This is a genomic window from Maribacter sp. UBA3344, from assembly GCF_002362375.1.
In the GTDB taxonomy this organism is placed as follows: domain Bacteria; phylum Bacteroidota; class Bacteroidia; order Flavobacteriales; family Flavobacteriaceae; genus Maribacter; species Maribacter dokdonensis.
Genome location: NZ_DERI01000003.1, coordinates 112,788 through 126,968, shown reverse-complemented (window position 1 = coordinate 126,968; position 14,181 = coordinate 112,788). Strand labels below are relative to the sequence as shown.

Annotated in this window: 15 protein-coding genes; 14 read left to right on the top strand and 1 reads right to left on the bottom strand. The window is 35.8% G+C overall.

The genetic code is table 11. From position 1 onward, the window contains the following. Nucleotides 1-200 precede the first annotated feature (200 nt). Both B2Z27_RS02030 and B2Z27_RS02025 read left to right on the top strand, forming a co-directional pair. Entirely contained in the window at nucleotides 201-617 is a 417-nt protein-coding gene (locus B2Z27_RS02030; RefSeq protein WP_027066584.1) for a BfmA/BtgA family mobilization protein, read from the top strand. Then, nucleotides 617-1,300 (top strand): hypothetical protein, encoded by a 684-nt coding sequence (locus B2Z27_RS02025; RefSeq protein WP_116772255.1) that lies wholly within the window; start codon nucleotides 617-619, stop codon nucleotides 1,298-1,300. The genes B2Z27_RS02030 and B2Z27_RS02025 overlap by 1 nt, the downstream gene beginning before the upstream one ends. Before the next feature lie 4 nt (nucleotides 1,301-1,304). On the opposite strand, the gene B2Z27_RS02020 is transcribed toward B2Z27_RS02025, so the two are convergent. Beyond that, nucleotides 1,305-2,516, bottom strand: a complete 1,212-nt coding sequence (locus B2Z27_RS02020; protein WP_027066583.1) for a site-specific integrase — start codon at nucleotides 2,514-2,516, stop codon at nucleotides 1,305-1,307. 893 nt (nucleotides 2,517-3,409) lie between these two features. On the opposite strand from B2Z27_RS02020, the gene B2Z27_RS02015 reads away from it, so the two are divergent. From B2Z27_RS02015 to hypD, 12 genes are all read left to right on the top strand, one after another. After that, complete coding sequence (locus B2Z27_RS02015; RefSeq protein WP_286812362.1) at nucleotides 3,410-4,369, top strand: hypothetical protein; 960 nt, start codon at nucleotides 3,410-3,412, stop codon at nucleotides 4,367-4,369. Between the two features lie 77 nt (nucleotides 4,370-4,446). Then, nucleotides 4,447-5,982, top strand: a complete 1,536-nt coding sequence (locus tag B2Z27_RS02010) for a nickel-dependent hydrogenase large subunit (protein ID WP_286812361.1) — start codon at nucleotides 4,447-4,449, stop codon at nucleotides 5,980-5,982. An 82-nt stretch (nucleotides 5,983-6,064) separates the two neighbouring features. After that, nucleotides 6,065-6,541 (top strand): hydrogenase maturation protease, encoded by a 477-nt coding sequence (locus tag B2Z27_RS02005; RefSeq protein WP_286812360.1) that lies wholly within the window; start codon nucleotides 6,065-6,067, stop codon nucleotides 6,539-6,541. A gap of 50 nt (nucleotides 6,542-6,591) precedes the next feature. Beyond that, nucleotides 6,592-6,858 (top strand): hypothetical protein, encoded by a 267-nt coding sequence (locus tag B2Z27_RS02000; protein WP_286812359.1) that lies wholly within the window; start codon nucleotides 6,592-6,594, stop codon nucleotides 6,856-6,858. Further along, a complete protein-coding gene (locus B2Z27_RS01995) occupies nucleotides 6,858-7,124 on the top strand; it encodes a hypothetical protein (protein WP_286812358.1) in 267 nt (88 codons plus the stop codon). Before B2Z27_RS02000 ends, B2Z27_RS01995 begins: the two co-directional genes overlap by 1 nt. Beyond that, complete coding sequence (locus B2Z27_RS01990) at nucleotides 7,099-8,586, top strand: hypothetical protein (protein WP_286812357.1); 1,488 nt, start codon at nucleotides 7,099-7,101, stop codon at nucleotides 8,584-8,586. Before B2Z27_RS01995 ends, B2Z27_RS01990 begins: the two co-directional genes overlap by 26 nt. A gap of 2 nt (nucleotides 8,587-8,588) precedes the next feature. Next, on the top strand, nucleotides 8,589-8,936 hold the full coding sequence (locus tag B2Z27_RS01985) for a hydrogenase maturation nickel metallochaperone HypA (protein ID WP_286812355.1): 348 nt from the start codon (nucleotides 8,589-8,591) through the stop codon (nucleotides 8,934-8,936). A 3-nt stretch (nucleotides 8,937-8,939) separates the two neighbouring features. Further along, a complete protein-coding gene (locus B2Z27_RS01980) occupies nucleotides 8,940-9,812 on the top strand; it encodes a hypothetical protein (RefSeq protein ID WP_286812354.1) in 873 nt (290 codons plus the stop codon). Next, nucleotides 9,809-10,510 carry a hydrogenase nickel incorporation protein HypB gene (gene hypB, locus B2Z27_RS01975; protein WP_286812353.1) on the top strand — a complete coding sequence of 234 codons (702 nt, stop codon included), beginning with the start codon at nucleotides 9,809-9,811 and terminating at the stop codon, nucleotides 10,508-10,510. Before B2Z27_RS01980 ends, hypB begins: the two co-directional genes overlap by 4 nt. Nucleotides 10,511-10,513: 3 nt before the next feature. Further along, nucleotides 10,514-12,775, top strand: a complete 2,262-nt coding sequence (gene hypF, locus B2Z27_RS01970) for a carbamoyltransferase HypF (RefSeq protein WP_286812352.1) — start codon at nucleotides 10,514-10,516, stop codon at nucleotides 12,773-12,775. 12 nt (nucleotides 12,776-12,787) lie between these two features. Beyond that, the gene (locus tag B2Z27_RS01965) at nucleotides 12,788-13,063 is read left to right on the top strand and encodes a HypC/HybG/HupF family hydrogenase formation chaperone (protein WP_273292737.1); all 276 of its coding nucleotides are present in this window, start codon (nucleotides 12,788-12,790) and stop codon (nucleotides 13,061-13,063) included. 2 nt (nucleotides 13,064-13,065) lie between these two features. Beyond that, nucleotides 13,066-14,160, top strand: coding sequence for a hydrogenase formation protein HypD (gene hypD / locus B2Z27_RS01960; protein WP_273292739.1), 1,095 nt, complete (start codon nucleotides 13,066-13,068; stop codon nucleotides 14,158-14,160). The last annotated feature ends 21 nt before the right edge of the window (nucleotides 14,161-14,181 follow it).

Below are 14,181 nucleotides of genomic sequence, written 5' to 3'. Positions count from 1 at the left end.
AACAACAATGCAAATCTAAGGGGGAATAGCAAGAGGGTAACACGCTAAAGCTATGTTTCGTTTATTCGATTTTGCCATAAACCTAACGTTTATATGGGTTAACAGGGTTTATTCAATATTTTGAATCTATGGATTATCGCTGCTTTTTAGTAAAAACAATCGTTAACCGCCGTGAATAGGCATCAATTTTACTAAAAACTATGGATAAGGGATATGAAAAAGAAGAATTTGAAACACTAAAGATTAAAAGTTCAGTAGCCGGTCATTTTAGAAAATTTAGTAAAATGTTATCAAGGTCCCAGTCGATGACATTACTCCTGATGATGGACTTTTTTGAAGAAAATGGAATTTCACCGACAGAGAATTTAGGACCACGGATGGAGACCTTGGAAAACAGGATTTCTTTGCTGATAAAGAAACGCATGAACGGAATGATCGCGATACTGAAGGATATCGAAAAATCCCAGACCAAACCTACGGCGGCAATGCTGTATGCCCTCTTTGAACAAACCGAACCGGTCAAAAAGCCAATGATGGTAGAGAAAAAGTACTTCAAAGAAAAAAAGCAGGTACGGTACCAAGAAAGAAATAACGATAACAAAATCACGGGAATGTGATGGAAAAAGTGAACTACATCGCTCACCTGAATGCCGTCTTCGAAAAATTAAACGAGGACGATAGGGTCAAACAAGGGCACATTACCTTGTACCTGGCGTTCTTCCAGAAATGGAACAGGGAGTACTTTAAAAAGACCTTGACCATAAATAGGACAGCCATAATGAAAAGGGCAAAGTTCAAATCAAAAACGACTTACCACAATTATCTGAAGGATTTGAACGACTGGGGATATCTAGTTTACTTTCCCTCCTTTCATCCGGCAAGGGGCTCAAGAGTAAGGCTTCCCATTTTCGGGACAAGTAGTGGTACAACCTCTGGGACACTTCCACGTCAAAATTTGGCCAGCAGCGTACCGGAACCTGGCCAAAATCTGGTACCTTCTTTTAAACATAAAACAAAAGAAAACTTAAATAAACTGGAAAGACCAAAAAATGGCCGGGCTGTTTTAATTTTTTTTAGAGAGAATAATTGGCAGGAAACGGAAGGTAGAAAATTCTATGCCTACTATGAATCAAAAAATTGGAAACTACGAGGAGGTCTAAACATCAAAAACTGGAAAGCGCAAGCTAAAAAGTTTGTAGAGAAGGGTATTGAAGGTAAACAAGAATTGACCACGCCAATTTCTGGCTATCTAAAAAAACTTCAGAGTAGGGTTGAAAGAAATTTTGAAGACCAACTTTAAAGATTTACATAAACTTATTTCTTAAAACTGCCATGTCTTTTCCTACTTTCATATCCAAAATCTTGGCGTAATGTTGCGTGGTTCGCAAATTCGTATGACCGAGCATTTTACTAACGGATTCTATAGGAACCCCATTTGTAAGCGTCACCGTTGTTGCAAAGGTGTGCCTGGCTAAGTGGAAAGTCAAGTTCTTCACAATACCACAGCAATCTGCAATTTCTTTAATATACGAATTCATTTTTTGATTGCTCAGTACGGGCAGAACCAAATCTTTTTCTTTCAAAAGCTCATCATCTTCGTATTTTTCAATGATAGCCAGGGCAATGGGTAAGATAGGAATATTACTTCTAGTATCGGTTTTGGTCCGTCTGGTTTTAATCCATTTCTCGCCGTCTGAACCTATTACGATATCGGCATTGGTCAGTTTCTTAACATCTGCATAGGCTAGGCCTGTGAAACAACAAAAGACAAAGATGTCTCGTACTTGATCTAAGCGTTTTATCTTAAATTTTAAATCGATAATACGTTGAATCTCCCCTTCGGTTAAAAATTCACGCTCAACAATTTTCAGCTTTCCCTTCCAATTTACAAAAGGGTCTTTATCGATCCAATCATTCGCATAAGCTATGCGAATGATTTTTTTAAAATTGGTAATATATTTAATTGCGGAGTTATGCGCACACTTACGGGTCATTTTAAGGTAGTATTCGAAGCCTGTAATGAACTTGTGGTCCACATCTTGGACCGGAATATCATTTTTCTTGTACTTCTTCCTAATATATTCCGTGACGTGTTTTTTACAGGTGCGATAGCGTTCCGCTGTACCAGGGGAGAAACCCTTGCCTATAAGACTTTCGACTTCATCATTATGTTCCTGGAATATTTCTAGGAGCATTTTTTTTATTTTGTCCTTGCCCAATAGTACATCGCGCATATCAGAAGCGGAATAAGAAGCTTTGTCCTGTTCAAAATTCCTCTGAATCGAATAAATTCTATTTTTTATATCGCTTAAATGTCTATTGATTTCTTGAGCATCAGCAGAGTTTCCCATCACTAGTTGGGTTCGAGAGTTCCACAAGTCAAGGTGGACTTTTCGGTGGACGCTAAATTCTGACCGACGGCTGTCAAGTGTTATTCTCAGGAAAATCGTAGTCTTACCTGCAGAATTTACTTTACTTTTTTTGATGAAAAATAGAAGGGAAAGTGGACGTGACATAATTTTGAGCTTAAATTTGCTTTAATTTAATCAAAAAATCACAATTAATAATTATTGTAAGAAACTTATTATCAGTTATTTATGAATATCTGGTGGACCTTTTTGGATTTACTCAACCTCCACCGAATTAGCCCCTTTTAGAATGATATTATTTGATATTAAATGAAATCAATAAAAATGAAAAACCCTGTAAATCAACGATTTACAGGGTTTTTGGTGCCTTTTAAAGGACTTTTCGCGGAGAAAGAGGGACTATCCATTGTATTTAAATATACTGATAATCAGATAGTTAATTTTAAAAAAACTATAATTACGCACCGAATCACACACCGATTTTACAATCAATTGAAATACAGTAGTTTACAGAGTGATTTTAATGTAAAATTACTTTAATTTCAAAATCTGAATAAATTATTTTGAAACAAATTGGGCGCAAAATTATTTTTGCATTTTCTTAAACTTTAACATTTAAAAATCATTTACTCCGAGGGTTCGAATGTTTTTATCTAGGTTCGGGAGTAAATTTCTTGCATACGTGAATTCTGAAATTATAAGATTACATAAATCTCTTAACTTTTAATCAAAAGTATTGAAACAGTATTCTGACACTGCTTTTGATGAATTAATTTTATTTACTTCTATTTGATGAAGAATGATTCAAATAAAATTGAACTAATCAATATTAATATTCTATAATTTTTTAAAAAAATTTCGCAGAAAATATATTTTAGTTTGAAATCACTTTATCCTTGTAAAATCAAAGCATAGAGTAAAATCTCATAAAAATTATTTATTCCCATTATAATAAGCTCTAAAATTATCACATTGATAAAATTTTAACAGTATAATTTTTTTTCTATATTTAATGCTTAATCTTAATTTCAAAGTAAAATATGGCAAATGTTTTATGGTTACAAGGAGGGGCTTGCAGTGGCAACACAATGTCTTTTCTTAATGCAGAAGAACCAACTGTTGTAGAACTTATAACAGACTTCGGTTTAAATATTCTCTGGCACCCAACTACGGGCTTACAAATTGGAGACCAAGTTCAAGATTTACTTAAAGATATTCTAGCAGGAAAGGTCCAAATGGATATTCTCGTGTATGAAGGGTCTTTAATTCAGGGCCCTAATAATACAGGTACAATGAACTACTTTGCCGATAGACCAATGATGGACTGGATTAAAGAATTATCAGAGGTAGCTGGTTATGTAGTTGCCATTGGTGATTGTGCTACTTGGGGTGGAATTCCTGCTGTAGCTCCTAATCCTAGTGAATCAACGGGTTTACAATTTCTCAAAAAGAATAAAGGAGGATTCCTAGGTGCAGATTATGTGTCCAAAGGAGGATTACCTGTAATAAATATTCCTGGATGTCCTGCCCATCCAGATTGGATTACCCAAATATTAGTAGCGATTTCAGTTGGTAGAATTGGAGATGTATTAATTGATGAATATCACCGACCAAAAACATTCTTCACAGATTTTGTTCAAGATGGTTGTACTAACGTTACCAACTTTGCTCAAAAAGTAGATGGTAACTTCGGTAAACGAGGTGGTTGTCTGTTTTACGAGGTAGGTTGTCGTGGACCAATGACGAGAGCAAGTTGTAATAATATATTATGGAATAGACAGTCTAGTAAAACACGCTCTAACCATCCTTGTTTAGGATGTACAGAGCCTGGTTTCCCTCACAATGATTTAATGAAAGGAAGCGTATTTAAGACGATGAAATATATGGGTGTATTCCCAAAAGAAGTACCAGAAGGAAGAAGTAAGTTAGCATACTATATGGAAGCAGGTTTCCAGAAAGTAATGCCTACAAACAAACGCATAACAGAAGCTTCTAAATAATCAATTAAACAAACTACAAAATGTCAGTAAAAGAATTAAATATATCACCTGTAGGACGTGTTGAAGGAGATTTAGATGTGAAAGTTTATATCGACAACGGTAAAGTAACACGAGCCCATACCCAAGCAGCAATGTTTAGAGGGTTTGAGAAAATAATGGAAGGCAAAGACCCGCAATCAGGTCTTATTGTAACACCTCGTATTTGTGGAATTTGTGGAGGTTCACACTTGTATTGTGCTTCCTCTGCACTAGATACAGCTTGGGGTACAAAGTTAACTCCAAATGCATTGCTCCTAAGAGCGATTGGTCAAGCAACTGAGACGATACAAAGTATACCAAGATGGTATTATGCCATTTTTGCTACAGATTTAGCAAATAAAAAATATGCAAATCAGCCACTATATAAAGAGGTGGTAAAAAGATGGTCTGCTTACGTTGGAGAAACCTTTCAAATAGGTTTAACGGCTAGTGGATTACCAGTACAAGTATATGCCTTATTTGGCGGTCAATGGCCTCACTCAAGTTATATGGTGCCAGGTGGAGTAATGTGTGCACCAACGCTTAAAGATGTCACGAGAGCTCACGCGATTATGACACAGTTTAAAAATGATTGGCTAGAAACCGTATGGTTAGGCTGTTCTATAGAGCGTTATCTTGAGATAAAATCTTGGGATGATATGCTTGCTTGGGTTGAAGAAAATGAGTCACAAAAAAATAGTGATTTAGGACTTTTAATTAGAGCGGGAATTGAATTTGGTTTAGACAAATTTGGACAAGGTGTGGGCAAATTTCTTGCAACAGGAACCTATTTACATAAAGACAGATATAATAATCCAACTATCGAAGGACGAAATGATGCCCTTATTAGTTCAAGTGGTTTCTTCGATGGAGAAAATTATCACGAGTTCGACCATATGAAGGTAAGTGAGCACGTAAAACATTCTTGGTATGACAATCAAGAAGATGGTTTACATCCTTGGGAAGAGCCATTACCAACACCTGCAAAATCGCAACCTTTACATCACACAGATTTTGATGGACAATATAGTTGGTCTAAAGCACCGCGCTATGATGGTCACGCTGCAGAGACAGGTCCATTAGCACGTTGTGTAATGAATGCTAATCCAGCAAATAAAGACCATCAAATACAAGACCCATTATTTGGAGATATAATGAAAAAGATGGGACCTAGTGTTTTTACAAGAGTATTAGCAAGAGTCCACGAAGCACCACGTTTATATAAATTTATTGAGCAATGGCTTTCTGAAATTGATTTAGATGCACCTTTCTATACGAAGCCTGTTGAAAAAGACGGAAAAGGTTTTGGAGCTACGGAAGCTGCACGTGGAGCATTGGCACACTGGATAGAAATTAAAAATGGTGTTATAAAGAACTATCAAGTGATGGCACCTACTACTTGGAATGTAGGACCTAATGATGCCAACGGCAATCCTGGGCCTATCGAAGCTGCTTTAGAAGGTATTGATATAGAAGACCCAAGCGACCCAGTAGAAGTAGGTATAGTTGCACGTTCATTTGATTCCTGTCTGGTATGCACAGTACACGCACACGACCAAAATACAGGAGTAGAACTATCGAGGTTCAAGCTGTAAGCACATATAAATTAATTACTTATAGAAAGCTTTCCTGGAGATATTCTTCGGGAAAGTTTTTAGTATTAGAGAAAAAGAGAGAATGAAAACAGCAATAATGGGTTTTGGAAATCCAGTTAGAAGTGACGATGGCATAGGAATGTATGTCATTGAAGAACTTCAAAAAACACTTGGCAAGCAAGAGGATATAAGTATTATGGATATGGGAACAGCTGCCTTCGAAGTACTTTTTGGGTTAAAAGGGCATTCGAAAATTATTATGGTAGATGCCGTTATTAATACCAATGAACCTGTAGGAACATTGTTTAAAGTGCCAGCCGAAGAAGTACTAAGAGCACCGCAAGATGACCCAATGGTTTTTCTTCACGGTATGAAATGGGACCAGGCACTATCGTATGCTAAAAAGATTTTAGGCGATGATTATCCAAAGGACATTCAAGTGTATTTAATAGCTGTAGAAAACACAAAGTTAGATACCGTATTAAGCAAAGAAGTACAAACAGCGGGAGATAAAGTAGTGCAACATATTTTAGAAGATATAAAACTAGCCAGTGCTTAGTGAAAGAACTTGTTACTTTAAAATCATCACACGTCTATCTCGATGCCTCTTTGGTTGACAAGGTATTTGATAACATCCACTATGCGTATGTTACTTATGTGGTTGCGCAAGGCAAAATGTTGATTACGCCAGTAAGTAGCCAGTGGTTTGTTAAAATGCACGAGCCTACCCAGTTTCTTTTAAAATCTAGAAATTTGAAAGGAGACAGGACATTGGCTATTAGAGAAATTTTAATAGATAATGACTTAGATACGAGTGACAGGGTATTACACTATGAAGTTGTAGAGAAGACAAACCTTATTAAAATTGATATGTGATGGAAAAACGGAATGACCCAAAGGACGCCTGGTTACTAGATGCAGAAGTACGCACTAAAATTGACCATATAAAGGGGCGTTGGGAAGTTTCATTAGTATTTGTAAATACAGCGGACCCTAATCAACTATTGATTAGAAAAATAGGAGATTACAGAACAAAAAGACTAGCGGAGATATATGCGTCACATATGCAACAAACAGCTGCTAAAGATATTAGAGGAACACAAAAAGTAGATAAAGATGCTTACAATTTTGACAAAAACTAATGTTCAGGAAACCATAAAATCAGCTATAGCTTCTGTAGAGCGATTAGATGAACTTGTTGAAATTCAAAGCGATGAAAACGCAATCAGCATTTCTAATAAAATACTATATGTTTCAGGAGATATCATAACTTCCTCTCTAGATTGGCACGATACCGAACCGCCTTATATCATTCCTAGGATTCCTTTTTCCGAAATGAATTTACTAGCAATGGTTTTTTACAAATTAGGAAATCATCAAAAGGCATTCGAATTTATTTCTGAAGAAAGCGAACTGTACAATCATTTATTAATTGCTACACATCTACAATTTGGTTACGAGATTAGTGAGGAGATGTGCGCTTTCGCGAAAGCGGAATCTTCTCACAACCACTGTATCATTTTGCAATACAGGAATAATACAACCCCTAAAGACGTAAATGCGCTAAAAGGTCTATATGCCGAAGCAATTGCGAGTGCTACCAATGATGAACATCGCTTGTTCACCATCAAGCATTTTGTAAATCTTTTGATAGATAACAATATGCTGTCAGAAGCTGAGAAGATACTACGTATTTCTTCACCCAAGGCTATATCTGAGGAAGCAAAAAATGCTATGACTACGCAGTTAGCAACAGTATTAATGGCACAACTAAAACTCCCGTATGATACATCAGTTTTAAATGAAATAAAAGAATTACAACTAGCTAGTATTGCATTTTATGAAGACAAAGGATTAAAAGTGAATGCAGGTTTAGTGTATGTTGATGCTTCTGAAATAGCCAATTATCAGAAGGATTTTATTACTTCAAAAAACTATATTACTAAAGCCATTCTCTACTTCAAAGAAGCAGATATTCCAGAATTTTTAGGCGAAGCAGGATTGCGCAAGGCTACTTTATTATACACCTGGTCCAAAAATGGAAGCCCACAGTATTACAAGCCAGCAATTAATGCGTTTCAGGACGTTTTAAAAATATTTAAAAGAGATACGCATCCTCAAAAGTTTGCAGACATACATCACAATTTAGCGCTTATTTATTCTGAAATTCCTGTATCACCAGAAGAAAAACCAATTTGGACAGCATTTTGTGCTTCTTCATTTAAAGAGGTATTAGCTTTTTACACCAAGGAAGCCTATCCTTATGAAAACGCAATGGCTAGTCACAATTATGCCACAGCTTTGATGAATTTTCCTGAAGCTAAATTACACAACAATCTAGATAAAGCCTTTGGTTTATTTGAAGATGCACTTACTGTTAGAACCGCAAAAGAATATCCCTTTGAAAGAGCATTAACTTTATTAAATCAGCTTGAATTATATTGGTTAATGCATAATGAAGATGAAGCTTCTGAACGTGAGAAATACAATCAAATGGTTGAAAAAGCAACATCTATTGCTCAGATTATTAATGATGAAAATTTAATAGCGCAGGCAAATCAGCATTTAAACCAACTTAAAAACCTAAAAACAATTTTAAACTAAAGATGCACGAAACCTCAATAGTCAACGGAATATTTAGAACCCTTGAACAAGAGTTTGAACAAGAAAAGCTAAATAAAATGACAGGTATTTATGTGAAAGTGGGCATCCTCTCTAACATTGAGCCGCGTCTTTTACTAAATGCTTATGAAGCTTCTCATATGACTAATCCCAAGTATCATCACTCAAAATTACATATTGAGATGGTAGAATTGAAAATACAATGTGAAAGTTGCGACCATATAACAGATGTAAAGAACTATAGATTTATCTGCGAAAAGTGTGAGAAGCCCAGTAAAAATGTGATTCAAGGCGAAGAGATGCTCATTCACAAAGTAGAATTTGATGATTAAAAAATGCTTAAAAAAACGCTGATATATGCAGAACCAATTTTTAATTGGAGTAAAGACTTTTACGAAAGTAAAAACAGTCTTTATACTACCAGTTATGTTCTTGTTACTGTATTTATTGTTTGTTCGTTATTAAGCGTTTTAGCGATTTCAGACTATATTACCTTAGGAAACTATCAAGAGAAATTCGAAAATCCCTTTTTTTCTATTGAGATTGTGTTTACCCTACTTTTAATCATTGAATTATTTGGACTCATATTTATACTGCCCCAGTCTGTTGCTAAATCAGTAAGTAAACAATTTGAGTTACTTTCACTCATTTTTCTAAGAGATGGCTTTAAAGAGTTCAGCCATATCGGAATTAATTTTGAATGGAGTGTAATGAAAGATTCTTTGATACCAATGGTAGTATACGGTTTTGGAGCAATCATCATTTTTGCACTAATTAGTTTTACAGGTTCACTCCAAAAACGTTATAAATTAACCTCTACAGAACAAGACCAAACGCAGTTTATTCGTCTAAAAAAACTATTAGCACTGTTGCTTTTAGTGACTTTTGCTGCCGTAGGAGTTAATGACTTGAAAATGTTATTGTCTACAGGAAGTTACCTACATTCGTTTCAAACCTTTTATACTGTTCTTATTTTTAGTGATATTATTATCGTTTTAATCGCCTTGCGATACACGCTTAATTACTATCGTATATTTAGATATTCTGCATTTGTTTTAGCAACCATTCTTATCCGTATTTCACTCTCTGCAGAGACGTATTATAATGTAGGGATAGGTGTCGTAGCTTGCTTATTCGTACTTGCGCTAACAATTGCATACAACTATTTTTTAAAAGAAACACCTCAAAAAAAATACAATAAATTATGAGTATAGAAAAATCAACAAAAGCCGCTCGCGGCACTGTACAGTGTGAAAATACCAATATAAATCTGCTAAAGGCAAACGACTTTGTAGCAGACATTATTAAAAAAGAGATGGTAAAAAGCAAAACGCTTTTAGTCAACATTACATCGTCTGCAGGAAGTGGTAAAACTACTTTGATGCAAGAAACCGCACGTCGTTTAAAAGACAAAATCAAGATGGCTGTAATGGTAGGAGATTTAGAAACCGAAAGAGATGCAGAGCGCATTCGAGAAACTGGTATACAAGCTCTTCAAATAGTTACAGGAGGAATTTGCCATTTAGAAGCTCAAATGATTCATCAAGTATTGCCAGAGTACAAACTAGAAGACATCGATTTACTTTTTATTGAAAATGTAGGAAACCTAGTATGCCCAGCTTCTTTCGACCTTGGAGAAGACTACCGTGTTACGCTTATGGCAACTACCGAAGGAGATGATAAACCAAGGAAATATCCTAGAATGTTCTTAACTAGTGACATGATGCTAGTTTCTAAATCAGATTTGTTACCATACGTTCCATTTTCTGTAGAAGCGGTAACTAAGGACGCTCGTGAAGTAAATCACGAGTTAGAGGTACTACAAATATCATCTACGAGTGGAGAAGGTATTGATGCTTGGTGTGACTGGTTAGTAGAAAAAGTAAAAGCAAAAAAGAAAGCCTAAGTATTGCATCAAAAAACATATCACATACAGATTAAAGGACGTGTTCAAGGTGTTGGATTTCGTCCTTTTGTCTTCAATTTAGCGAAGCAATTTACTTTAGATGGATATGTAACCAATAATGAAAATGGTGTAGAAATCTGCGTAACGACTTCTCAAGAAACTGCGCAGCAGTTTTTAAAAACTATAGTAGAAAATGCTCCGCCTGTTTCAAAAATTAATAGGCATTCAATAGAAGAAATTCCGCTAGAATCCTTTACTGGTTTTCAAATCAAAGCGTCAAGTGTTTCTGAAGCGATTAATATCCCACTGACACCAGATTTTGGGGTTTGTGAACATTGTAAAACCGAAATTTCTAATCCCGAGAATAGGCGTTATAACTATCTGTTTACAACCTGCGTACATTGTGGGCCACGATATGCCATTACAAAACAATTTCCTTTTGAACGTGACAATACTTCGCTCACATCATTTACAATGTGCGCAAGTTGTGAAAAGGAATACAAAGACCCAAATGACAGAAGATTTCATTCACAAACCAATAGTTGTGTAGATTGTGGTATACAATTACAGCTAACGGATAGTATAGGAAAAACGCTTAATGTTAGCCAAAATAAAATTATTGAAAAAACAGCAAGTTTAATTTTAGAAGGAAGCATTGTTGCTATTAAAAACACAAATGGATATGTGCTATGCTGTGACGCTACAAATGAAAATGTAATCGCTCGTTTACGCGCAAATAAAAAGCGTCCTAACAAACCATTTGCAGTTTTGTATTCCAGCATTGAAAAAATTAGAGAAGAATATGAGCTGGACACTAAAGAAATTGAAGGACTTACTAATACCATAGCACCTATTGTCATTCTTAAAAATACAGAAGCAACTACCATAGCAACTCACATCATTGCACCAAAGATGAATCAAACAGGTGTAATGCTACCTTCGTCATCACTACTTTTTTTATTGAGCACAAATGTAGGTCGCCCTATGGTTTGTACTAGTGGAAATATACACGGCTCCCCTATTATTTCTGAGAATGCTATTGCTCAAAAATCGCTTCACACTATTGCCAATTATTTTGTGAATCATAATTTAGATATTCAATTTCCTCAGGATGACTCTGTTGTTAAGTTTCACGAGAACACACAACATATTTTAAGACGTTCTAGAGGTTTTGCTCCAAATTATATGGAGGACAATACGCAAATTGAATCTGGGACGTTGGCGATGGGAGCACATTTAAAAAGCACATTTACGCTTGTGCCCAATGCCCATATCTATGTGAGTCAATATTTTGGAAATCTTGATAATTATGATGTAGCAACACGCTTCAAAAAAACGTTAGACCAACAATTACAGGTCTTTAATTGTCGACCTAAAACGATTCTTGTAGATACGCACCCTGCATATCAAAGTAGTCTTTTAGGTTCTGAAATGACCCAACAATACAAGGCAGAAACACACAAAATTCAGCATCACAAAGCACATTTTGCAAGTGTTTTAGGCGAGCATAAATTGTTCGATTCCGAAGAAAAAATATTGGGGGTCGTATGGGACGGAACAGGTTATGGTGATGACAATGCTATTTGGGGAGGTGAGTTTTTCGTATATGAAAATAATACGATAGAAAGAGTATCTCATTTTGAATATTATGACTGGCTGGCAAACGATAAAATGGCAAAAGAACCTCGCATCTCATTATTAAGTTTACTTGGCGAAGAAAACAAGGAACAGATAAAAGACAAATTCACGTCAACAGAGTGGACTATTTACAATAAAATGCTTTTATCAAACAATTTAAAAACATCATCAGTTGGTAGACTATTCGACGCTGTAGCTTCGGCTCTAGGGCTTTGTGATAGTAATACATTTGAAGCGGAAGCAGCAATGTTACTTGAAGATTGTGCTTCCATCTATTCAAAAAGTTATTACATAGATTTTTTACATAATATACCCTATGATACTATTCCAAGTAAGAAGATTGCTGAGGCTGTTTTAAAAGCCTACAGAGAAGGATTTTGTAAAGAAAGATTAGCTTTTAGCTTTATCTATACACTGGCAAAAAGTATAATTACACTTTCGCGAAAGCATCAAACAACAATCATAGCCTGCAGTGGAGGTGTTTTTCAAAATGCCTTGCTAGTTTCAGTACTATCAAAACTTTGCAAAAGCCACAAAAAAGTGTTAAAAATAAATTGTAAATTGTCCAGTAACGATGAAAATATCTCTTTTGGACAGCTGATGTATTTTCAGAATATTAAGAATTAAATCCTATAAATTATGTGTTTAGCAATCCCAGGGAAAATAAAAAGTATTGAACTGCAATATGGCGGTGCAGTGCGAATGGCTACAGTCTCCTTTGGAGGTATTTCAAAAGAAGCTAGTCTAGAAATGTTACCTGATGCAGATATTGGAGATTATGTGTTAGTCCACGTAGGTGTTGCTATCAGTAAGGTAAATGAAGAAGAGGCTCAAAAGAGTTTTAAATACTTAGAAGAGCTCGGAGAGTTGGGAGAGCTCACAGATGTAGATGAATATTTACCTAAATCGGAGTAGTTATGAAGTATATGTCAGAATACCGAGACCCAGAACTTGCCAAAAAGTATCTCGAAGAAATAAAAAAAACAGTTTCGCAACCTTGGTCTATTATGGAGGTTTGCGGCGGGCAAACACATAGTCTAGTTAAAAACGGGATTATCGATATGTTACCCAAGGAGGTGACGATGATTCACGGCCCAGGCTGTCCAGTATGTGTAACTCCTTTGAATATTATTGATAAAGCCATTCATTTAGCGCTAAACGAGAATGTTATTTTATGTTCTTTTGGTGATATGCTTCGTGTACCTGGATCTGGTAAAAATCTTTTAGAAGCAAAAGCAGAAGGTGCAGATGTACGCATTCTGTACTCACCTCTAGAAGCAGTTAAAATTGCAGAGGATAATCCAGATAAAGAAGTCGTTTTTTTTGCAGTAGGTTTTGAAACCACAGCACCTGCAAATGCGTTATCTGTTATTCACGCGCACAGGAAAGAGCTTAAAAATTATTCCATATTAGCATCTCACGTTTTGGTACCACCTGCCATAAAAGCGGTTATCGATGATGAAGAAAGTAAGATAGATGGTTTTCTCGCAGCAGGTCACGTGTGTACTATAATGGGTAATGCAGAATACCATCCATTATCTGCGAAATATAAAGTACCTATCGTAGTAACAGGTTTTGAGCCACTCGATGTTTTACAAGGCATATTAATGGTATTACGCCAATTAGAAGAAAGTAAATCGCAAGTTGAAAATCAATATGCACGTATCGTAAAGGAAGAAGGTAATCCTGATGCTCAAAAAATGATTCACACCGTATTTGAAATAAAAAATCAAATATGGAGAGGTATTGGTGAAATTCCAGATAGTGGGTATCAAGTGCGACCCGAATATGAAGCTTTTGATGCTAACCGTAAATTCAGCATCCGGATTGAAGAAGCACCTGAAAACCCAGATTGTATTTCTGGTCAAATTATGAAAGGCTTAAAGAAACCTTTTGAGTGTTCGCAATTTGGTAAAAAATGTAAACCTACGAATCCATTAGGAGCACCTATGGTAAGTAGTGAAGGTGCTTGTGCTGCCTACTATCATTTCTCAGGACTGGTAGAAGCATAGCCCTTAAAATCCAATTTATTT